This is a genomic window from Spirillospora sp. NPDC047279, assembly GCF_040643285.1.
GTDB lineage: Bacteria > Actinomycetota > Actinomycetes > Streptosporangiales > Streptosporangiaceae > Spirillospora.
This window is the reverse complement of sequence record NZ_JBEYUA010000007.1, coordinates 276,404-296,897: the sequence shown is the minus strand read 5'-3', so window position 1 is coordinate 296,897 and position 20,494 is coordinate 276,404. Positions and strand designations below refer to the sequence as shown.

Here is a 20,494-nt window from a genome sequence, read left to right as displayed (position 1 = left end):
GACGACCTTGCCTGGAGGTAAGGCAACTCTCTCTGACTCGTATACCCGTGACCGCCGGACGATCTCCGTACCGGCGCAGGTCAGGCCGGGTAGACGTGGATCTGGGTGGCCTTGACCGCCGCCCAGACCGTGCTCCCCTCGCCCAGACCGAGCTCGGCCACGGCCCCCGGCGTGACGTCGGCGGACGCGGGCAGCGGGCCGTCCAGCCGGACGCGCACCCGGTCACCGTGGCGTTCGACCGACTCGACCGTGGCCTGCCAGAGGTTGCGCGGGCTGCCGTCCGGGCGGCTCCGGTAGAGCGCCACCGAGGAGGGCGCGAACGCCAGGAACACCGCGCCGCCGATGCGTTCGGCCACGTCCAGCTCCAGCTCGCCCTCCGCCACGGCGACGTGCCCGGCCGCAGCGCCGGCCCCGGCCCCGGTGACGGCCTCGCCCCGGTAGAGGTTCAGCCCGACGAGCCGGGCGACGTAGTCGGTCCGCGGGCGGCGGGCCACCTCGGCGGGCGCCCCCTGCTGCACGAGCCGCCCGTGCTCCACCACCACGAGCCGGTCGGCCAGGACCATCGCGTCCAGCGGGTCATGGGTCACCAGCACCGCCGCGCCCTCGAACCCCGCCAGATGGCGGCGCAGCGCGGCCCTGATCTCCAGCCGCGTGTGGGCGTCCAGCGCGGACAGCGGCTCGTCGAGGAGCAGCAGCCCGGGTCGGACCGCCAGGGCGCGGGCCAGCGCGACCCGCTGCGCCTGGCCGCCGGAGAGCGCACGGGGACGGGCCGAGGCGCGATCGGCCAGGCCGACGCGGTCCAGCCACTCGGCGGCCCGCGCCCGCGCCTCGCGCTTGCGCGTGCCCTGGCTGCGCGGCCCGAACGCGACGTTCTCCAGCGCGCTGAGATGCGGGAACAGCAGGTAGTCCTGGAACACCATGCCGATCCCGCGCCGCTCGGGCGGCAGCGCGCCCAGGTCGCGCCCGTCCAGGCGCATGTGCCCGCCGCTCGGCGGCACCAGCCCGGCCAGGGCCCGCAACGCCGTGGACTTGCCCGCGCCGTTGGGCCCGAGCAGCGCCACCACCTCGCCGGGCTCGGCGGTGAGCTCGAGGTCGAGGTCGAACGTCCCGCGCCTGACCACCAGCCGCGCGTCCAGCCCGCTCATGAGGAGCCGACCCAGCGGTCGCGCAGGGCGGCCAGCACGAGCACCGAGACCACGAGCAGGACGAGGCTGAGCACGATCGCCGCCTCGGGGTCGGTCTCCAGCGCCAGGTAGACCGCCAGCGGCATGGTCTGGGTGCGGCCGGGGAAGTTGCCCGCGAACGTGATCGTCGCGCCGAACTCGCCCAGCGCCCGCGCCCAGCACAGGATCGCGCCGGCCGCGATGCCCGGCGCGACGAGCGGCAGGGTGACCCGGCGGAAGGTCGTCCAGCGGGTGGCGCCGAGCGTCGCCGCGGCCTCCTCGTACCGCAGGTCCGCCGCGCGCAGCGCGCCCTCCACGCTGATCACCAGGAACGGCATGGCCACGAACGTCTCGGCCAGCACGACCCCGGCGGTGGTGAACGGCAGCGAGATCCCGAACGTCCCGTACAACCAGGAGCCCACCAGGCCGCGGCGGCCCAGCACGAGCAGGAGGGCCACGCCGCCCACCACCGGCGGCAGCACCAGCGGCACCGTCACCAGCGCCCGGACCAGGCGCGCCCCCGGGAAGGGCACCCGGGCCAGCAGCCAGGCGAGCGGCACCCCCAGCACCAGGCACAGCCCGGTGGCGAGCGTCGCGGTGATCAGGGAGAGCCGCAGCGCCTCCATCACCTGCGGCTCGCCGAGCCGGGTCAGGAGGGTCGACCAGGGCGCGCGGACCAGCAGCCCGGCCAGCGGCAGCACCAGGAACGCCAGCCCGAGCAGGGCCGGCACGACCAGGATCCACGGCGGGCGGCCGGGGACGCGGTCGGGCGCGGGCTTCACCCGGGCGGGTCCGGTGCTCAGCATGCGATCAGTTCGCGCCCGCGGACTCGAACCCGGCCCGGCTCAGCGCCGCCTGGCCCTGCGCCGACAGCACGAGCTGGACGAACTCCTTGGCCGGCGCGGGCCGCGGCGCCGTGGGCAGCGCGACGATCGGGTACTCGTTGATCGCCTGCGCCGACTCGGGGAACTCGATGCCCGTGACCCTGCCCGCCGCGGCCTTGGCGTCGGTGCGGTAGACCAGGCCGGCGTCGGCCTCGCCCAGCTGGACCTTGGTCAGCACGGCCTTGACGTCCTGTTCCTGGGACGCGGGCTCGACCTTCACCCCCGCGGCGCCGAGGGCCCTGGTCGCGGCGGCCCCGCACGGCACCTGCTCGGCGCAGAGCACGACCTTGAGCTTCCTGTCGGACAGGTCGGACAGCCTGGCCACCTTGCCCGGGTTGCCCGGGGGCACCGCGATCACCAGGCGGTTCCTGGTGAAGACCTGGGAGGTCGCGCTGACCTGCTTCATGGTGGCCGGGCTGGCGGCGGCGAAGACGTCGGCCGGGGCCCCCTGGCGGATCTGCTGGGCCAGGGTCGAGCTGCCGCCGAAGTTGAAGCGGACCTTCACGCCCTGGTGGGAGGTCTCGAAGGTCTTGCCGAGGGCGGTGAAGGATTCGGTGAGCGACGCCGCGGCGAAGACCGTGAGCGTCGAGCCGGACCCCTTCCCGGCGGTGTCGCCGTCGCCGGTGTCGCCGCACCCCGCGACCAGCAGGGACAACCCCGCGGCCAGCGCCGCGACTCGCTTGATCATGGAAGGCTCCTAGGGGCGTTCGACCACGACGCTGGTGGACTTGACGACGGCCTCGGCGACGACGCCGACCTCGAGCCCGAGCTCGTCGGCGGCCTCCCGGCTCATCAGCGACACCACCCGGAACGGCCCGGCCTGGATCTCCACCTGGGCCATCACGCCGTCGCGGATGACGTCGGTGACGATGCCGCGCATGCGGTTGCGGGCGGAGGAGGCCGGCCGGTGCCCGTCCGGCTCGCCCTGCCAGGACTGGGACCGGACGAAGCCGGCCAGCTCGGCGCCGGGCACCAGCCGGTGGCCGTGCTCGTCGCGGGAGGCGGTCAGCCGCCCGCCGTCGACCCAGCGGCGGACGGTGTCCGCGCTGACGCCGAGCAGGGCCGCGGCCTCACTGATCCGGAAGGTCGTCACGGGGCCAACCTATCCCCTCGCACATGCCAGGCATAACCGGTAGAACACCCAGATAATACGAGGGTTCATCTCGTTCGGCCCTGGCAGATGCTCCAGGACGGCTCCGGCGACGCACTGTGACGTGCGTCTCCCATCTGCGGTATTTCGCCGCCGAACGGGCAGGAGGACGATGTCACCACTCACTTACACCGGAGGAGGAACCGTTGAGCACACGACCGGCCACCCTGGTGATCGAGCGGCACGGGTCCGCGAGCCTGCGCTCCCGCGCCGTCGCGGCCGGCGTCCGGACGCTCCTGCGGCCGCGTCTGGCGAAGTGGGCCGAGCTCCCGTTCGACGAGCGCGCGCTGCGGCGGGCCGCCGAGTTCGATCGGCTGGCCCGGCGCATGCGGCCGCCCCGGGGCACCCGCACCGAGCGCGTGAGGTTCGACGGCTTCCGGGCCGAGTGGGTGCACGGGCCGCGCGTCGGCGGCGCCCGCGACAAGGTCATCCTCTACCTGCACGGCGGCGGCTGGGTGTCCTGCGGGCTCAACACGCACCGCAGGATGATCTCCTGGTTCACCACCGCCGCCGGAGTGCCGGCCCTGTCGGTCGACTACCGGATGATCCCGGCCGTGCCGTTCGAGGAGGAGGTCGAGGACTGCCTCACCGCCTACCGGTGGTTGCTGGAGGACCGGGGGGTCGCCCCGGAGAACATCGTGATCATGGGTGACTCGGCGGGCGGCCACCTCACGTTCGCCACCGCCCTGCGCGCCCGCGACGAGGGCCTGCCGCCGCCCGCGGCCCTGGTCGCCCTCTCCCCCGCGCTCGACCTGGACCTCACCGACAAGCTCGCGCACGCCAACATCAAGCTCGACCCGGCGGCGCCGGGCCCCCTGCTGGAACGGCTGGCCGACGCGATCTGCCGCGACCTGGACCGCAGCGACCCGGCGGTGTCGCCCCTGCGGGCCGATCTGAGCGGGCTGCCCCCGACCCTGCTGTTCGCGGGCTCGACCGAGGTGCTCTACTGCGACTCCGAGGCCATGGCCCACCGGCTGGCCGAGGCCGGCGTGCCCACGGTCCTGCGGGTGTACGACCGGCAGCTGCACGTGTTCCAGCTCTTCGGCCCGCTGCTGCCCGAGTCGCGGGACGCCATCGTCGAGCTGGGCACCTTCGTCCGCCAGGCGCTCTCAGGCACCGCCGAGCTCGCCGCCTGAGCCGCCGTTCCCGGCCTGGGCGGCGAGGGCGTTGCCGATGATCCAGCCCATGCCGAACGCGGACAGGAGGCCGTTGCCGGACAGGTAGCCGCCGGAGTCCGGCCCGGCCAGGCCGCAGGCGGTGCCGCCCCCGGCGTACAGGCGGGGGATCGGCGCGCCCGCGGCGTCCAGGACGCGGCCTCCCGGGTCGACGACCACGCCGCCCTGGGTGGCGAGCAGGCCGTGCGTGACCCAGGCCAGGTGGAAAGGGGCGGTGAGCGCGCGCCGGCCGGGCATCGGGGCCAGGAGGCGTTCGGTCTCCTCGGCCGTGCGGCCCAGGTCCGCCGCCAGGTCCTCGACCGTGGGACGGTCGCGGATGGCGCCCGCGGCCAGGCACTCGCGCATCATCTCCGACTCTCTGGTGGCCGCCATCGCGGTGGCGTCCCAGATCATCGCCGCGCGTTCACCGGGCTGTCCCTGGATGATCCCGGCCATCGACGAGTAGCCCTTGGACTCCTCGTCGACGAAACGTTCCCCGTCGAGGTTCACCAGTACCGCGCCGTTGAACGGCAGCGCGGGCGAGACCCGGGTGCCGTGGCCGACGACGACCAGTCCGGAGCGCAACCCGGCGCCCATGTTGCGGAGCCGCGCACCCAGCGGCAGCACCCAGGCGAGCGCGTCGCCGGTCGCACCGGACACCCCGCCGTAGAACGGCGTCCCCAGGTGCGGCAGATGCTCGCCGACCAGCGCCGGGTCGGCGGCGAAGCCGTCGGAGGCCAGCACCACCGCGTCCGCGCGCACCCGCTGCCGCGCGCCGTTCTGCTCCACGACCACGCCGGCCACCGCGCCGTCCTCGACCACCAGGCCGGTGACGGGGGCCTGGCCGACGAACGCCACGTTGTCGTAGCCGTCCAGCAGCGCGCGCAGCCACCGCATCAGCCGGCCGCCGCCCAGCCGGCCGGAGTCGGCGTGCAGGCGGGGCGCCGACATGCCGGCGCGGGGCATGTCCGCGCCGATCTCGATCGGGTAGCCGGTGGCGGCGATCCATTCGACGAACGCCGGGGCCGCCGCGCACAGCGCCTCGACCACCGGACGCCACTCCTCGTCGCCGCTGGCCCGCAGGATGTCCTCGGCGTGCCGCCGGGGCGAGTCCTCGATCCCGGCGGCGGCCTGGAAGCGGGTCCCGCCCGCCGCCAGCGAGCCCGAGGAGATGGCGGCGTTGCACCCGTCGCGGGCGGACTTCTCGAACACCGCCACGACCAGGCCGGGGTCGCGCCCCGCGCGCAGGGCGGTCATCACCCCGCAGGCGCCGCCGCCGACGACCGCGACGTCCACCTCCGAGTCCCACGCCCCCGCGCCGGGAGGGCCGGTGACGAGGGAGCTCATGACATGTCCCGGGAGCTCATGACAGGGTCGTGTCCGTTCCGTAGAAGGCGCGGGCGGCGTCGATCAGCGGCCGCGGCGGGCTCGCGCCGTAGAAGCCGGTCCGCGCCGGCTTCAGCCCGGTCGCCCGGTACTGCGCCGCGCGGAGCTCGGCGACCCGGACGCAGGTGCCGAGCGAGTCGAGCACCGGCACGTCGTCGATCCGGGAGACGCCCTGGTCGGCGAGGAACACGTTCAGCGGCCCCTCGCCGGGGACGATGACGTTCGCGCCGCCCGCGATCGCCCGCCGCGCGGCCCTGGTGAACGCCTCAAGCAGCGGCTCCGGGTCGGCGTAGGCCGCCATGACGTCGGTGAACTCCGCCTCGACCTGGACGATCGGCCCGACCAGCGCGTCGAGCCGGTAGTGGCTCAGGTTGCGGCGGAGCTGCGGTTCGAGCGCGGCGATGAAGTTGACGATCCCGACGCGGTCGCCCAGCGCCCCGGCCATCAGCACCGAGGTCTGCCCGAACGCGACGACCGGGATGTCGACGACCGTCCGGACCTCCTCGTAGGCGGTGTCGGGGATGGTGGCGATCAGGAACGCGTCGTAGCCCTCGTCCTGCGCGCGCAGCGCCGCGTGCACGAACTGCTCCCGGTGCAGCCCGGCGAGGTAGGCGTAGCCGATGTGGGTGCCCGGGTAGTCCGAGGGGTAGGTGCCCGGCCTCATCCCGTGGAAGGCGATCTCGGTGCCGGGCGCCGCCTGCGCCCGCAGGTGCCGGGCCAGCGCGTCGCGGTAGTGCGGGACGTCGTCGAGGACGGTGAACGACTGGTGCCAGATCCGCACGGTCACGCCACCCTCGCGCCGGCGAGCGCCGCGGCGTTCGCGCCGGCGATCCGGCCGAACGTCGCGCCGCGCAGGACCGAGGTCGAGCCGGTGTAGTTGGAGTAGTACAGGCCGGTCAGTTCCCCGGCGGCGTACAGGCCGGTCATCGGACGGCCGTCGCGGTCGACGACCTCGGCGTCCGGGGTGGTCTTGAGGCCGCCGAAGGTGAAGACGTTCGCCGCCATGATCGGGTACGCCGCGAACGGCCCCTCCCGGACGGGCAGGCTCCAGTTCGACTTCGGCGGGACGAGCCCGGCCGTCGCCAGCCCGTCGGGCCGGGCGTGGTCGAACCTGGACGGGTCGGGGCAGGCCGCGTTGTAGGCGGCGACGGTCTCCTCGACCGCCGCGACCGGGAGCCCGAGGCGTTCGGCGAGCTCCCCGACCGTGGCGCCGGTGACGGGCGCGATGTCGGTGCGGATGCCCGCGGTCAGGTTCGGCACCGCCAGCCCCCGCTGGTCGAGGATCGCCCAGGCGATCCCGCCGGTCTGGTCCTGGATGGCGCGGGTGGTCCGCTCGTACCAGGCGTCGACGGTGCCGCGGGCCTCGTCGACGAACCGCCGCCCCTCAGCGTTGACCAGCACGCCGTAGGGGAAGCAGAAGATCGCAGCCTCGGCCTCGCCGCTGCGCGGGTCGACCGGCTCGGCGTGGAAGAGCGCGAAGTTGCCGGCGGTGGCGGCGCCGAGCGCCAGCGCCATCTCCAGCCCCTCACCCTTGTTGTGGTTGCCGCCCTTGGCGACCGGGCGGCAGGTCAGCGCCCGCTCGCCGTGGTAGCGGGCCATCAGCTCGAAGTTGCCCTGGTAGCCGCCGCTGGCGAGCACGACGGCCCCCTCGAAGACGGCCGGGCCGTCCAGGGTGTGGGCGAACACCCCGGTGACGCCGTGGTCGGAGAAGGTGAGCCGGCGGGCGGAGGTCTCGAAGTGGAACTCCACGCCGAGCCCGCGGGCGGCCTTGCCCATCGTCTCGATGATGGCGAGGCCGCCGCCGACCGGGGCCATCCGGGTCGTCGACTGCGTGAGGAACGGGGTCGGCACGAAGTCGAAGCGGACGCCGTGGCCGGTCATCCAGGCGAGGGCCCGGGGCGCCTGCTCGGCCAGCGTGGACACGTAGTCCGGGTCGATGGTGTGGGTGGCCCGGTAGAGGGCGCCGCGCCGGCGCGGCGGCAGCGCCGCGTCGTTGACGATCGACGGGTCGGGATGGCCCATGAAGTCGTCGACGAGGACGTCCTCGAAGCCGTCGGCCACCTCCCCGATCGACTTCATCCGCAGGAACGCCTCGGTGTGGCGGGTGTTGCCGCCGGTCTCGGCCTCGGTCGACCGTTCGAGGACGGCGACGCGCGCGCCGTCCTCGGCCGCGGCGACCGCCGCCGACAGGCCCGCGACGCCGCCGCCGACCACGACCACGTCATAGCGATGGGTCTGCTCGGTCATGCTGGTCCCCCTTCAGAACGTGAGCTCGGCGGAGCCGGTCACCGAGCCGAACAGCGGCAGCATGTTGTCGACGGAGAAGGCGTGGAAGTCGGGACGGAACGAGGCGCACATGTCCTCCACCACCGTGACCTGGAGTCCCGAGTCGGAGGCGTGCCGGGCGGCGGATTCCACGACCAGGTTGGTGGCCACGCCGCCGAGCACCACCTCTGTGATGCCCTCGGCCGCGAGGACCTCGCGCAGCGCGGTGCCGACGAACGGGTCGACGCAGCCCTTGTCGATCACCGGCTCGCCGTCGGCCGGCGCGAGCGCCTTGACGATCTGGGCCTCGGGGGAATCGGCGAGCATCGCGCGGTCGCGCTCGTAGGGGTCGAAGCGCGGCAGCCGGTTGGTGCGCAGCCGGTAGGACGGGTCGAAGGCGAGCCGCACGTGGGCGACGAAGATGCCGGCCTCGCGGGCCGCGGCCAGCACCTTCCCGGCCGTGTCGAGCACCCCGCGCTCGGCGATCTGCGCGGCGAGCGGGGGCATCCGCAGGTGCGGGCCCTCCTCGCACAGCGCGACCTGGTAGTCGAGCATGAGCAGGGCCTTCTTGGTGGCGGTCATCGCGAACGTCCTTAGAAAGAGGTGGAGCCGGAGAGAGGTGGATGGTGCGGGTGGGCCGGACGCCCGCTACCAGGCGGACCAGCCGCCGTCGACGTACACGACCTGGCCGGTCATGTACGACGACGCCGGGCTCGCCAGCAGCAGGAGGGGGCCCGCGAGGTCGGCCTCGGGGTCGCCGAGCCGGCCGAGCATCGTGCGTTCGCCGAACCAGCGCAGCCGGTCGGGCTGTTCGCCGAGCGCGGCCGTCATCTGGGTCGGGTAGAAGACGCCGGGGGCCAGGCAGTTGACGGTGATCCCGTGCGGGCCCAGCTCGCCGGCCAGCGCCCGGGTCACGTTCACGACCCCGGCCTTGGAGGAGTAGTACGCCGACTCCGGGATGGGCCCCACACGTTCGGCGTAGACGGTGGTGAGGTTGACGATCCGGCCGCCCTCACCCTGCCGGGTGAGGGCCTTCCCGGCCTCGCGGCCGACCAGCCAGGTGCCGGTGAGGTTGACCCGGACGACCCGCTCGAACTCCTCCAGCGAGGTCTCGTCATAGGGCTTGCGCAGCATGACCCCGGCGGCGTTGACCACCACGTCGAGCCGTCCGTGCGCGGCGAGGACGTCGTCGAACAGGGCGGCGACCGACGCCTCCCCGGTCACGTCGACCGCGTGGGCGCTCGCCCCGCAGTCCTTCGCGGTGGCCGCGAGGGCGTCCGCGCGGCCGTCCAGGTCGGCGACCGCGACGGTGGCCCCCGCCCCGGCCAGGGTCCGCGCCGCGCGTTCGCCCAGGCCGCCGGCGGCGGCGCCGACCACCAGGGCCACCCGGCCGGTCAGGTCGAACGGTCCGGTCACCATTCCAGGTCACTCTCCTCCGCTGCCGCGTGGGTGCCGGCGATCCGTCCGAAGACGCCGGACTTTCCGATGGAGGTTCCGGTCATGTAGCCGGCCCCGTGGAAGCCGCCGACGATCTCGCCGGCGGCGTAGAGCCGCGCGATCGGCTCGCCCCACCAGTCCAGGACCCGCATCCGGGTGTCGACGGTGAGCCCGCAGTAGGTGGCGAGCACGACGGTCCCCGACGGTTGGGCGTAGAACGGCGGCCGGTCGATCGGCGCCCGCTCCCCCACGCCGCCGGACAGGTGGGCCCGGCCGAGCGGGTCGGGCGTGCCCGTGGCGATCGCCGCGTTGTACTCGGCGACGGTCTTGCGCAGCGAGCCCTCCGGCAGCCCGATCGCGGTCTCCAGGTCGGCGACGGAGTCGGCCCGGAGCAACATCCCGGCACGGTCCCGGCCCGCGAACTCGTAGATCGGCACCTCGTCGTTGGACAGGGCCATCGTCCGGGAGTCGAAGACCTGCCAGGTGGTCACGCCGGGCTGGGCGAGCGCCGCGTCGCCGATCTCCTTGTAGTTGCGCGACTCGTCGACGAAGCGCCTGCCGTCCCGGTTGACGGCGACGGCGCCCTTGTACACGGCGAGGATGCCGGTGCCGTCCTCGTCGGGGTGCTCGGTGTGGAAGTGCCCGTAGGTCCCCTTGACGTAGGGGGTGTCGCGGAGCCCGGCGCCGAGCGCCATGGCCATCTTCAGGCCGTCGCCCTGGTTGCCCTCGCCGCCCTGGCGCAGCGCGTGCTCCATCTGCGGCGCGAACGTCGCGAGCAGGTCGGGGTTCATCGAGAAGCCGCCGGTGCCGAGCACCACCGCGTCGGCGAGCACCGCGCGCCCGCCGGCGAGCCGGACGCCGGTCACCCGGGTGCCGTCGTGCAGCAGCCGGTCGGCCGGCGCGTCGAACATGATCCGGGCGCCGCGTTCGCCGGCCGCCTTCAGCAGCTGGACGAGCATGCGGGTGGTGTCGGTCGGGTGGCTGCGCGGGGCCGACTGGCCCGACGCGGCGTGGATCTCGCCGTAGCCCACGCCGTGGCCCTTCAGCCAGCGGTAGGCCGCCAGCTGGTGCTCGCAGTAGAGGTCGACGAGCGCGGGATCGTTCCGGTGCCGGCCGACCTCCAGCAGGTCGGCGCGGAGCAGCTCGACGGAGTCGGAGATGCCCTGCTCGGCCTGCTCGTCGGTGCCGGCGAAGGCGGACAGGCCCGCCGACTTCACCGTGGAGCCGCCGATCTCGCCGGTCTTCTCCAGCAGCAGGGCGTACTGCCCCGCCTCTGCGGCGGCCAGCAGCGCCGCGCAGCCCGCGAGGCCCGCGCCGAGCACGAGCACGCCGACCCGCTCGGGAAGTTCGGTCTCGACCGGCAGGCCGGGCACGCCGCTCACTCGATCCTCCCCAGCTCGCGGTCGAGCGCCGTCTCGGCGGCGCTGAACGCGGGCAGGTTGAACAGGCTCTGCCGTTCCTCCCAGCTCGCCATGCGATCGGCGCGCGAGGCGGTCTCGCCCCGTTCCGCCAGGTGTGCCAGCGCCTCGCGGCCGGCCAGGTGCATCGACCGCATCAGGTAGTTGGCGAACAGGACGACGCCGAAGCCGAGCTCGGCGTACTCCGCCGGCTCCAGCTGGGGCGTGCGGCCGCCCTCCACCACGTTGACGATCAGCGGGGTGCCGGCCAGCTCGCGGCCGGCCAGGGCCAGCTCGGCGACCGTGCGCGGCGCCTCGACGAACAGCACGTCGGCCCCGGCCTCGGCGTAGGCCCGGCCGCGTTCGATCGCCTCGTCGATCCCGTACGCGGAGCGCGCGTCGGTGCGCGCGATGATCACGAGCGCGTCGTCGGTGCGCGCCTCGCACGCCGCGGCGATCTTGGTCTGCATGTGGCCGGCCGGGATCAGCGTGTGGGAGTCGAAGTGGCCACAGCGTTTGGGCATCTCCTGGTCCTCCAGCTGGAGTCCGGCCACCCCGGCGCGCTCCAGCAGCCGGACGGTGCGCATCACCGCCAGGGGCCCGCCGTAGCCGGTGTCGGCGTCGCAGACCAGCGGGATCCGGGTCGCCTCCGCGAGCCGGCCGGCGTGGTCGGCGACCTCGGACTGGGAGATCAGCCCGAGGTCGGGCAGGCCGAAACCGGCGTTGGCGAGCCCGGCGCCGGTGGCGTAGACGGCGGCGAATCCCGCGTCCTCGACGAGCCGGGCCCCCAGGGCGTCGGTCGCGCCGGGCAGCACCAGCGGTGTGATCGGCCGGTCCCGGCGGGCGACGGTGCCGGCCAGCGCCGCGCGCAGCGCGAGCCGCTTGTCATGGGCGCTCGGGCCGGGGCCAACTCCCGTCAGTGACGAGATCAGGCTCGGATCCCAGGGGCGGGTGCGCGACAAGAACAACTCCTCCATGTAGCGATCACTACACACGCAACTGTGACACCAGTCACCGGCTTTTGGCAACTCAGATCACCTTTACCGTGACTTTCCTTGCATTCCCCGTAGCGATCGCTCTACGGTTCCACGTAGTGACTATTACAGAGATTCAGGTCACGTTCTGATGCTTGACGTCTCACCCCGAAGGAACTGACGCCGATGACCGTCCTGGACGAGATCCGCCGGCTCGAACCCGAGTTTCGGGCCGAGGAGGAGCTGGCGGCCGAGCAGCGCTCGCTGACCACCCGGACCTTCACCCACATGAAGGAGACCGGCCTGATGAGGGGGCTCCAGCCCAAACGCTGGGGCGGCGCCGAGCTCTCGCTCCGCGAGCACCTCACCGGCGTCTACGAGCTGGGCCGCATCGCCCCGTCGGCGGGCTGGGTGGCCGGCGTCATGGGCTCGCACCCGTGGCAGCTCGCGCTCTTCCCCGAGGAGACCCAGGCCGAGATGTGGGAGGCCGACCCGGACTGGAACGCCTCCTCGTCCTACGCCCCGACCGGCAGGATCGAACCCGTCCCCGGCGGGTACCGGGTCTCCGGCCGCTGGTCGTTCTCCTCGGGCTCCGACCACGCCCAGGGCGTGATCCTCGGCGGGTTCGCCAGCAGGATCGAGGTCGCGCCGGGCGTCGAGGTGCCCAACTACGGGTCCGCGCTGCTCTTCCGCGACCAGTACGTCATCGAGGACACCTGGCACGTGCGCGGCTCACGCGGCACGGGCAGCAAGGACATCGTCGTCGCGGACGCCTTCGTCCCCGAGCGGCGCTTCCTGTCCAGCCCGCTGTACGAGTACAACCCCGAACGTCCCGCCCCGGGCATGGAGACCAACCCCGGCAGCCTCTACAAGCTGCCCTGGGCCGTCATGTTCAACCTCGTCCTCGTCGCCCCGATGCTCGGCCTCGGCCGCCGCTTCCTGGACGACTGGACGGCCGGCACCACCACCCGCAAGGCCAACTGGGGCGGCTCCTACGCCGACGACCCGCTCATGCAGATGCACCTGGCCGAGGCCGAGTGGATCCACGACGCGGCCGTCGCCAAGATGTACGGCGCGATCGACACGATCACCCAGGCGGCCGAGGAGGGCGTGTTCCTGGAGCGCGGGGAGCGCGCCCGGATGCGCTGGAACATCACCAAGGGCTGCCAGGAGGTCGGCTTCTCGATCAACAAGCTGATGCGGGTCGCGTCGGGCCGGACGGTCTTCGTCGACCACCCGCTGCACCGCCTCTACCAGGACGTGATCGCCGAACTCGGCCACGCCTTCCTCGTCTCCGACGCCTGCGGCCAGTACTACGGCGCCGCACTGCTCGGTTCTTCCGCCCCGGAGGTCATGCTGTGATTTCGCAACTCGCTTACCTCGGCATCGCGTCGCCCAAGTCCGAGGAGTGGCGCGACTACGCCACCCGGCTGCTCGGCGCCGTCATCGCCGAGGACGGTTCCGACGGCGCCGTCCGCGTCAAGGTCGACGACGCCGGCTACCGCGTCGCCGTCCATCCGGCCGAGGAGGACGAGCTCCGCTACGTCGGCTGGGCCTGCCACAACGAGACCGAGCTGCGGTCCTACGTGGCGGAGCTGCGGGACAGGGGCGTCGAGCTGCACGCCGGCGACGAGGACGAGCTCAAGGAACGCCAGGTCGCCGAGCTGTACTGGTTCGCCGACCCGTTCGGCATCCGGCACGAGCTGGTCTGGGGCCAGTTCTCCCACCCCGGCTCGTTCTTCCCCGGGCGCCCGATGCGCGGCCGCTTCGTCACCGGCGACCTGGGCCTCGGCCACGTCGTTCTGATCGTCCCCGACCTCCAGGCGGCCGACGACTTCTACGCCGGGACCCTCGGCTTCCGCCTCTCCGACCGGGTGAAGAGCGACATCTTCAACCTGCGCTTCTACCACTGCAACGGCCGCCACCACTCGCTGGCCGTCGCCGAGATCCCCGGCATGACCGGCATCAACCACCTGATGCTGGAGGTCGAGTCGTTCGACGACCTGGGCTCGGCGATCGACCTGTTCACCGCCGACCCCGACCGCGAGATCCTGCTGTCGCTGGGCCGCCACACCAACGACCTGATGACCTCCATCTACGTGCAGACGCCGTCGTCGATGCAGATCGAGTACGGTCACGGCGGCATCGTCGTCGACGACCTCACCTGGGTCGCCGGCACCCACGACCTGCCGTCGATCTGGGGGCACCACCGTTCACAGGCCTACATCGACGGGCCTCCCGGGATCTTCCGCGAGACGGGCGGGAACGGGGAGAACGGGGCGGCGCGATGACCGCGACGATCCGGATCGACGACATCGCGATCGGCGGCGGCCGCCACCTGCGGGTGAACCAGACCGGCACGCCCGGCCGGCCCGCCCTGCTGTTCCTGCACGGCTCGGGCCCCGGCGTGACCGCCGCGTCCAACTGGCGCGAGGTGCTGGAGGGCCTCGGCGACACCTTCCACTGCATCGCCCCCGACATCCTCGGCTTCGGCGACTCCAGCCACCCCGACCCGCAGCCGCAGGGCTTCACCGCCCAGGCCGAGGTGCGGATCGAGGCGCTGCTGGACCTGGTGGACGCGCTCGGCCTGGAGAAGGTCGTCCTCGTCGGCAACTCGATGGGCGGGATGTACTCGCTGCGCATCGCCCAGCTCCGGCCGGAGATCGTCGACCGGATCGTGCTGATGGGCTCGGGCGGCATGCCCGGCCTCGCGCCGTCGCCGGGGCTGATCAAGCTCATCACCTACTTCGACGACCCGACCGTCGAGGCGATGGCCGACCTGCTCCTGGAGTTCGTCCACGACAAGTCCGCGTTCGGCGCCCGGGTCGAGGAGGTCGCGGCCGAACGTATGCCGATCGTCCGGCGCCCCTGGATCGAGGCCGGGCACCGGGCCATGTTCGCCCCGGAGATGCTCGGCTTCTCGCCGGACGAGCTCGCCGAGATCGGCATGCCGACGCTGGTCGTCCACGGTCGCCAGGACGTCATCGTCCCGCTGGAGTGCAGCCACTACCTGGCCGAGCACCTGCCGCGGGCGGACCTGTACGTGATGAACGAGTGCGGCCACTGGACCCAGATCGAGCAGGCCGCGCGCTTCCAGGCGATCCTCCGGGACTTCGTCATGGCCGAGAACTGAGAGCGGAACCGACATGAACATGATCGACAGGGCGAGGGCCGCCGCGCCGGCCCTCGCCGCCGCCGACGCCGAGAGCGCGGCCCAGGGCCGGCTCACCGGCGAGGCCGTCGCGGCGCTCGACTCGATCGGGGTGCTGCGGGCACTCCAGCCCGCCCGCTGGGGTGGCGGCGAGGCGCATCTCGCCGAGTACGCCGAGACCGTGATCGAGATCGGCCGCGCGTCGGCGTCCGCCGGCTGGGTCGCCTCCGTCGTCGGCGTCCACCCCTGGCAGATCGCCCTCTTCCCCGAGGAGACCCAGACCGAGGTCTGGGGCGAGGACCCGGCGCGCAGGCTCGCCTCGTCCTACACCCCGACCGGAAAGATCGAGAAGGTGCCCGGCGGCTACCGGGTCTCGGGCCGCTGGAGCTTCTCCTCGGGCTCGGGCCTCTGCGACGGCGTCATCCTCGGCGGCATCGCCGGCCGTCGCGAGCTCGGCGGCGTCGAGCACCCCGACTTCACCTCGGTGATCCTCGACGCCGCCGACTACCGGATCGAGGACGCCTGGAACGTCGCCGGCCTGCGCGGCACCGGCTCGAACGACATCGTCGTCGACGGCGTCTTCGTGCCCGAGCACCGCGGCCAGTCGCACGTCCTCTACACCCACGGCCTCGGCACGCCGCTGCCCGGCCAGAAGCTCAACGACGGCCCGCTCTACCGGACGCCCTGGGCGGTCACGTTCAACCTGATCATCGCCGCCGGGGCGGTCGGCGCGAGTCTGGGCTTCTACGACCAGTGGGTCGCCGAGACCCGCACCCGCCGCACCAACTACGGCCAGCTGCTCCGCGAGGAGCACCTGGTCCAGAACCACCTCGCCGAGGCCGCCTGGCAGCTCGACGCCGCCGTCCTGAAGATCAGGCGCGCCGGCGACGAGCTGATGGAGCACGCCGAACGGCACGAGATCCCCACCCTCGAGCAGCGCGCCTTCTGGCGCTGGGACATCGCCCGCGCGGCCAACGCCGCCACCGACGCCGTCCAGTCGCTCATGCGCGTCTCCTCCGGCCGCTCGGCCTTCGTCGACCATCCGCTCCAGGCCAGGTTCCAGGACGCGGTCGCCGCGAGCAGCCACGCCTTCCTGTTCGACGACCCCCTGGCCAAGTCCTGGGCCGGCCGCCATCTCGGCGCCGAGAAGCTGGAGGCGGTGCACCTGTGAGCGCCGTGCCGACGTCCACCACGTCCACCACGTCCGCCATCACCTCCTCCGACGTCACGGTCCCGGTGCGCGGCGGGAGGCTGACCTTCCGGCTGCACGAGACCGGGGAACGCGGAAACGAGGCCGTGCTGTTCCTGCACGGCTCGGGGCCGGGCGCGACCGGGCTGTCGAACTGGGAACGGATCATCGCCGACCTCGGGCACCGGTTCTGGTGCCTGGCGCCCGACCAGATCGGGTTCGGCGACTCCTCCCACCCGGCCGGCGCGCCGCGCGGGATGGGCCCGTTCAACGAGCTGCGCGCCGAGGCGCTGCTGGCCCTCGTCGACGAGCTGGGGCTGACCAGGGTGCATCTGGTCGGCAACTCGATGGGCGGCCAGCTGGCCCTCATCATGACGCTGGCCCGCCCCCGGCTGGTCGGCAGGATCCTGCTCATGGGTAGCGGCGGCGCCCCGGACATGCCGGTCAGCCCCGGGCTCACCCACCTGCGCGAGTTCTACGCCGACCCCAGCGCCGCGTCGCTGGAGGGGCTGCTGACCGAGTTCGTCCACGACCTCGAACCCCTGCGCGGCACCGTCGCCCGGGTCGTCGAGGAGCGGATGGCGTACGTGAACCGCGAGGACGTCCGCCGGTCGCACGAGGCGTCGTTCGACCCGGCCGGGCCCCGGCGCTTCTTCACCCCGGAGGAGCTGGCGACCATCACCCACAAGGTGCTCTGCGTCCACGGCCGCGAGGACCGGATCATCCCGGTCGACGCCAGCAGGTACTTCGCCGCGGCCCTGCCCGGCGCCGACCTGTACGTGCTCGGCCGGTGCGGGCACTGGACCCAGATCGAGCACCCCGAGAAGTTCGAGAGGCTGCTGCTGGGCCTGATCGACGGCGGGGACTAGAGGGAACGTGCGGCCGGACACGGCACGAGGCCCCGGGGGTTGGTCCCCCGGGGCCTCTCGCGTCGGACCGCCTCAGAAGAGATCCCAGAAGTCGGGACGCAGCCGCATCCGCTCGGCGGTCTCCTCAAGGATGATCTGGCCGGAGCGCATCACGTAGGCGCGGTCGGCGATGGTCAGGGCCTGCTTGACGTTCTGTTCCAGCAGCAGGATGCCCAGGTGCTCGCCGTCGGCCAGGTCGCGGAGGCGCCCGAAGATCGTCTCCACGACCGAGGGCGCCAGCCCCAGGGACGGCTCGTCCAGCAGCAGCAGGCGGGGGCGGGCCATCAGGGCCATGCCGAGGCTGACCATGCGCTGCTGCCCGCCGGACATGGAGCCGGCGGGCTGCCTGGCCCGCTCGGCGAGGATGGGGAAGAGGTCCTTGACGGTGGCCAGGCGTTCGGCGGTGCCGGAGCCGGACGGGGCGTTGGCCGCGCCCAGCAGGAGGTTGTCGTGGACGGAGAGGTCGGGGAACACGAACCGCTCGGACGGGATCATGGCGACGCCCGCGGCGACGACCTTGCGGACCGGGTCGCGGGTGGTGTCGCGGCCGGCGATCCGGACGGTGCCCGATCGGGGCCGGAGCGCCCCGAGCACGCTCCTGATCGCCGTGGTCTTGCCGGCGCCGTTGTGGCCCATCAGGGTCACGATCTCGCCGGCGCCGACCCGCAGGCCGACGCCGTGCAGCACCTGCTTGCGCCCGTAGCCGGCGACCAGGTCCCGCACGTCGAGCAGCGGCTCACCGGCCGGCGGGGCCTCGTTGGGTGCGCTCATCGGTGGTCTCCTCCTCATTGGGCGCCGAAGTAGGCCTCGGCGAGCCGCGCGGAACCGGTCAGCTCGGCGATGGTGCCCGCGGCGGTGATCTCGCCGAGCTCCATGAAGCAGGTGTGGTCGGCGAGCTCGCGCACCACGTCCAGGTTGTGCTCCACCAGGCAGACGGTGCGGCCCTCGGCGCGGACGGCGGCGACCATCTCCAGCATGGTGCCGACCCAGGCGGCGTCGACGCCCGAGGCGGGCTCGTCGAGCAGGAGCACCTCGCCGCGGGTGGCCAGCGCGCGGGCCAGCGAGACCAGCTTCGACTGGCCGTAGGAGAGCGCGTCGGCGGGCGTCGCGGCCTGGTCGGCGAGGCCGACGAAGTCGAGCCACTCCATCGCCTGGGCCGCGACCGCCCGGTCCGCCCGCGAGACGCCGGGGGCGAACAGGCGCCCGAGCCGCTCCCCCGCCTGTCCCGGCACGGCCAGCATGACGTTCTCCAGGCAGGTCAGCCGGTTGAGCAGCCGCACGTCCTGGAAGGTGCGGACCAGCCCGGCCCGGACGACCAGGTCGGGCCGCATGCCGACCAGCTCGACGCCGTTGAGGACGACCGACCCGGTGTCGGGGACGACGGTGCCGGTGAGCAGGTTGAACGCGGTGGTCTTGCCGGCGCCGTTCGGCCCGACCAGCGCGGTGACGGTGCCGCGCCGCAACTCCAGGGTGATGTCCTTGGCGGCGGTGATGCCGCCGAACCGCTTGGACAGGCCCTCGGCGCGCAGCACCACCTCGGCGTCGGCGTACGCGACGGCCGCCTCCTCGCGCGGCGCCAGCACCGCGCGCGCAGTGCCGCCCTCCGCGGGCGGGGCGTCACCCGTTTCGGGCGCCGCGGGCTCGTGGCGGCGCTCGGCGAACAGCCCCTGCGGCCGGACGATCATGATGAGCACCAGCAGCACGCCGTACAGGACCAGCTGGAGCAGGGCAGCCTGGCTGCTCTGCACCCCGAGGCCCTCGCGCAGCACCGGCTCGATCATCGTGAGCGCGACTCCGGCGACCACCGACCCGGTCAGGTTGGCGCTGCCACCGACGATCACCATCGCGAAGACCGCCATCGCCAGCGGGAAGCCGAACGCCGCCGGGGTCGCCTGGCCGAGCCAGCCCGAGTACAGGCCGCCGATCAGCCCGGCCATGCCGCTGGTGATCGCGAAGATGCCGACCTTGTAGCCGAAGGTGTTCTTGCCCAGCGACCGGGTCGCGACCGTGTCCTCGCGCACGCCCTTGAGGACGCGCCCGTACGGCGACTCGCCGAGCCGCCGGGAGACGGCGAAGACCAGTACCAGGACCGCCGCCGACGGGACGAGCCAGTCACGCGGGGAGTCGAGTTCCAGCCCGAACAGGCTCAGCCCGCCGACGCCGGTGAGGCCCATGACGCCGCCGAGGGCGTCGAAGGTCGCGAAGATGCCGATGATCGCCAGCGAGAACGCCAGCGTCATCAGGATGAGGAACTCCTCGGGCAGGCCGAGCGCGATCAGCCCGACGACGATCCCGAACGCCGTCGCGATCAGGATGGCGACGCCGAGCGAGGCGAGGTAGGGCCAGCCGTGCTCGCCGGACAGGAAGCAGATGGTGTAACCGCCGATGCCGGCGAAGGCGGCGTGGGCGACCGAGACCTGCCCGGCGTAGCCGACGAGCAGGTTGACGGTGACGGCGAGCGCCGCGAGGAGCAGCGCCTGGTCCAGATAGTTGATCCACATGGGTGTCAGGCCTTCCGCGGCGAGGCGGGTCGGACGAGCTGGAACCGGGGCATGCGGCCCTTCCCGGCGAGGACGGCGAGGTAGACGGCGAGGACGGTGAAGACGGCGGTCTGCGCCCACTGCACCGACAGCCAGATCGACGCGCCCTGCTCCAGCAGCCCGAGCCCGATCCCGACGGGCAGGGCGCGCAGCGGCGAGGAGCGGGTGCCGGCGAGGAAGGCGACCACGAAGCCGTAGATGACCGTCGCGTCGCCCATCGTCGGCTGGACGGTGTAGAGCAGGCCGTACCAGAGCGCGCACGCGCCGGAGATCAGGCCGGCGATCGCGAAGCACACGAGGCCGACCCGGCGCACGCTGATCCCCAGCACCCCGGCCAGGCCGGGATTGCTGCGGACCGCCTTGACCGAGCGGCCGATCGGCGTGAACGCCAGGAACGCCGCCGTCGCGACGACGAGCAGCAGGCAGGTGGCCACCAGCGCGATCTCGAAGTTGGAGATCCGCACCGGGCCCAGGTCGTGCTGGACGACCTCGGGGCCGTAGAACGGCAGGCCGCTGGTCCCGAACCTCAGCTGGAGCAGCGCGATGCCCGCCGTGCTGACCCCGATCGAGGTCACCAGCACGGCGAGCATGGCGCGGTCGGCGGCGCGGCGCGCGACGGGCTCGTACACGCCGAGCTCGAGCAGGACGCTGACGGCGACCGCCGTGGCCAGGCCGATCAGCGCCGACGGCCAGAACGGCACGCCGAGGCCGTCCATGACCCAGTAGGCGGCGTAGGGCGCGACGGTGTAGGTGAGGGCGTAGGCGAAGTGGAAACGTGTGGTGACCCCGATGACGAGCGCGAGGCCCGCTCCGAGGGCGGCGTAGAAGGCGCCCCGGATCAGGCCGTTGGCGGTCAGCTGCCAGAGGTCGGCGTCTAGCAGGTCGTGCATGGATCC

20 protein-coding genes are annotated in these 20,494 nt (G+C 73.1%); 6 read left to right on the top strand and 14 right to left on the bottom strand.

All coding sequences use genetic code 11. From position 1 onward, the window contains the following. Positions 1 to 80: 80 nt before the first annotated feature. From ABZ810_RS20130 to ABZ810_RS20115, 4 genes are read right to left on the bottom strand one after another with little or no spacing between them, the layout of a single operon-like run. Positions 81 to 1,145, bottom strand: a complete 1,065-nt coding sequence (locus tag ABZ810_RS20130) for an ABC transporter ATP-binding protein (RefSeq protein ID WP_358404991.1) — start codon at positions 1,143 to 1,145, stop codon at positions 81 to 83. Then, the gene (locus ABZ810_RS20125; RefSeq protein ID WP_358404988.1) at positions 1,142 to 1,969 is read right to left on the bottom strand and encodes an ABC transporter permease; all 828 of its coding nucleotides are present in this window, start codon (positions 1,967 to 1,969) and stop codon (positions 1,142 to 1,144) included. The genes ABZ810_RS20130 and ABZ810_RS20125 overlap by 4 nt, the downstream gene beginning before the upstream one ends. Positions 1,970 to 1,973: 4 nt before the next feature. Further along, positions 1,974 to 2,732: a molybdate ABC transporter substrate-binding protein gene (gene modA / locus ABZ810_RS20120; RefSeq protein ID WP_358405521.1), complete on the bottom strand. Its 759-nt coding sequence runs from the start codon at positions 2,730 to 2,732 to the stop codon at positions 1,974 to 1,976. Between the two features lie 12 nt (positions 2,733 to 2,744). Continuing rightward, positions 2,745 to 3,140: a TOBE domain-containing protein gene (locus tag ABZ810_RS20115; protein WP_358404985.1), complete on the bottom strand. Its 396-nt coding sequence runs from the start codon at positions 3,138 to 3,140 to the stop codon at positions 2,745 to 2,747. Positions 3,141 to 3,343: 203 nt separating this feature from the next. Between ABZ810_RS20115 and ABZ810_RS20110 the strand changes: the two genes are divergently transcribed. Beyond that, complete coding sequence (locus ABZ810_RS20110) at positions 3,344 to 4,333, top strand: alpha/beta hydrolase (RefSeq protein WP_358404983.1); 990 nt, start codon at positions 3,344 to 3,346, stop codon at positions 4,331 to 4,333. Here ABZ810_RS20110 and ABZ810_RS20105 read toward each other — a convergent pair. From ABZ810_RS20105 to ABZ810_RS20075, 7 genes are all read right to left on the bottom strand, one after another. Next, positions 4,307 to 5,698 (bottom strand): FAD-binding protein, encoded by a 1,392-nt coding sequence (locus tag ABZ810_RS20105; RefSeq protein ID WP_358404981.1) that lies wholly within the window; start codon positions 5,696 to 5,698, stop codon positions 4,307 to 4,309. The two genes, ABZ810_RS20110 and ABZ810_RS20105, sit on opposite strands and share 27 nt — an antisense overlap. Positions 5,699 to 5,714: 16 nt before the next feature. Then, entirely contained in the window at positions 5,715 to 6,524 is an 810-nt protein-coding gene (locus tag ABZ810_RS20100; RefSeq protein ID WP_358404979.1) for an aspartate/glutamate racemase family protein, read from the bottom strand. Further along, positions 6,521 to 7,984 (bottom strand): FAD-dependent oxidoreductase, encoded by a 1,464-nt coding sequence (locus ABZ810_RS20095; protein WP_358404977.1) that lies wholly within the window; start codon positions 7,982 to 7,984, stop codon positions 6,521 to 6,523. The genes ABZ810_RS20100 and ABZ810_RS20095 overlap by 4 nt, the downstream gene beginning before the upstream one ends. Positions 7,985 to 7,996: 12 nt before the next feature. Then, complete coding sequence (locus tag ABZ810_RS20090; RefSeq protein ID WP_358404975.1) at positions 7,997 to 8,584, bottom strand: cysteine hydrolase; 588 nt, start codon at positions 8,582 to 8,584, stop codon at positions 7,997 to 7,999. Between the two features lie 66 nt (positions 8,585 to 8,650). After that, positions 8,651 to 9,421: an SDR family oxidoreductase gene (locus tag ABZ810_RS20085; RefSeq protein WP_358404973.1), complete on the bottom strand. Its 771-nt coding sequence runs from the start codon at positions 9,419 to 9,421 to the stop codon at positions 8,651 to 8,653. Further along, a complete protein-coding gene (locus ABZ810_RS20080; protein ID WP_358404971.1) occupies positions 9,415 to 10,821 on the bottom strand; it encodes an FAD-dependent oxidoreductase in 1,407 nt (468 codons plus the stop codon). The genes ABZ810_RS20085 and ABZ810_RS20080 overlap by 7 nt, the downstream gene beginning before the upstream one ends. Beyond that, the gene (locus tag ABZ810_RS20075) at positions 10,818 to 11,813 is read right to left on the bottom strand and encodes an isocitrate lyase/PEP mutase family protein (RefSeq protein WP_358404968.1); all 996 of its coding nucleotides are present in this window, start codon (positions 11,811 to 11,813) and stop codon (positions 10,818 to 10,820) included. The genes ABZ810_RS20080 and ABZ810_RS20075 overlap by 4 nt, the downstream gene beginning before the upstream one ends. A gap of 183 nt (positions 11,814 to 11,996) precedes the next feature. On the opposite strand from ABZ810_RS20075, the gene ABZ810_RS20070 reads away from it, so the two are divergent. The 5 genes from ABZ810_RS20070 to ABZ810_RS20050 are packed head-to-tail and all read left to right on the top strand — an operon-like array spanning position 11,997 to position 17,019. After that, entirely contained in the window at positions 11,997 to 13,172 is a 1,176-nt protein-coding gene (locus ABZ810_RS20070; RefSeq protein WP_358404966.1) for a hypothetical protein, read from the top strand. Further along, the gene (locus tag ABZ810_RS20065) at positions 13,169 to 14,101 is read left to right on the top strand and encodes a VOC family protein (RefSeq protein WP_358404964.1); all 933 of its coding nucleotides are present in this window, start codon (positions 13,169 to 13,171) and stop codon (positions 14,099 to 14,101) included. Before ABZ810_RS20070 ends, ABZ810_RS20065 begins: the two co-directional genes overlap by 4 nt. Then, entirely contained in the window at positions 14,098 to 14,943 is an 846-nt protein-coding gene (locus ABZ810_RS20060; RefSeq protein ID WP_358404962.1) for an alpha/beta hydrolase, read from the top strand. Before ABZ810_RS20065 ends, ABZ810_RS20060 begins: the two co-directional genes overlap by 4 nt. Before the next feature lie 13 nt (positions 14,944 to 14,956). Beyond that, a complete protein-coding gene (locus ABZ810_RS20055) occupies positions 14,957 to 16,132 on the top strand; it encodes a flavin-dependent monooxygenase (RefSeq protein WP_358404959.1) in 1,176 nt (391 codons plus the stop codon). Next, positions 16,129 to 17,019, top strand: coding sequence for an alpha/beta hydrolase (locus ABZ810_RS20050; protein WP_358404956.1), 891 nt, complete (start codon positions 16,129 to 16,131; stop codon positions 17,017 to 17,019). The genes ABZ810_RS20055 and ABZ810_RS20050 overlap by 4 nt, the downstream gene beginning before the upstream one ends. Positions 17,020 to 17,091: 72 nt before the next feature. On the opposite strand, the gene ABZ810_RS20045 is transcribed toward ABZ810_RS20050, so the two are convergent. From ABZ810_RS20045 to ABZ810_RS20035, 3 genes are read right to left on the bottom strand one after another with little or no spacing between them, the layout of a single operon-like run. Beyond that, positions 17,092 to 17,829: an ABC transporter ATP-binding protein gene (locus ABZ810_RS20045; RefSeq protein ID WP_358404953.1), complete on the bottom strand. Its 738-nt coding sequence runs from the start codon at positions 17,827 to 17,829 to the stop codon at positions 17,092 to 17,094. A 14-nt stretch (positions 17,830 to 17,843) separates the two neighbouring features. Beyond that, positions 17,844 to 19,559 (bottom strand): branched-chain amino acid ABC transporter ATP-binding protein/permease, encoded by a 1,716-nt coding sequence (locus ABZ810_RS20040; protein WP_358404950.1) that lies wholly within the window; start codon positions 19,557 to 19,559, stop codon positions 17,844 to 17,846. Positions 19,560 to 19,564: 5 nt separating this feature from the next. After that, positions 19,565 to 20,488: a branched-chain amino acid ABC transporter permease gene (locus tag ABZ810_RS20035; protein ID WP_358404947.1), complete on the bottom strand. Its 924-nt coding sequence runs from the start codon at positions 20,486 to 20,488 to the stop codon at positions 19,565 to 19,567. Between the last annotated feature and the right edge of the window lie 6 nt (positions 20,489 to 20,494).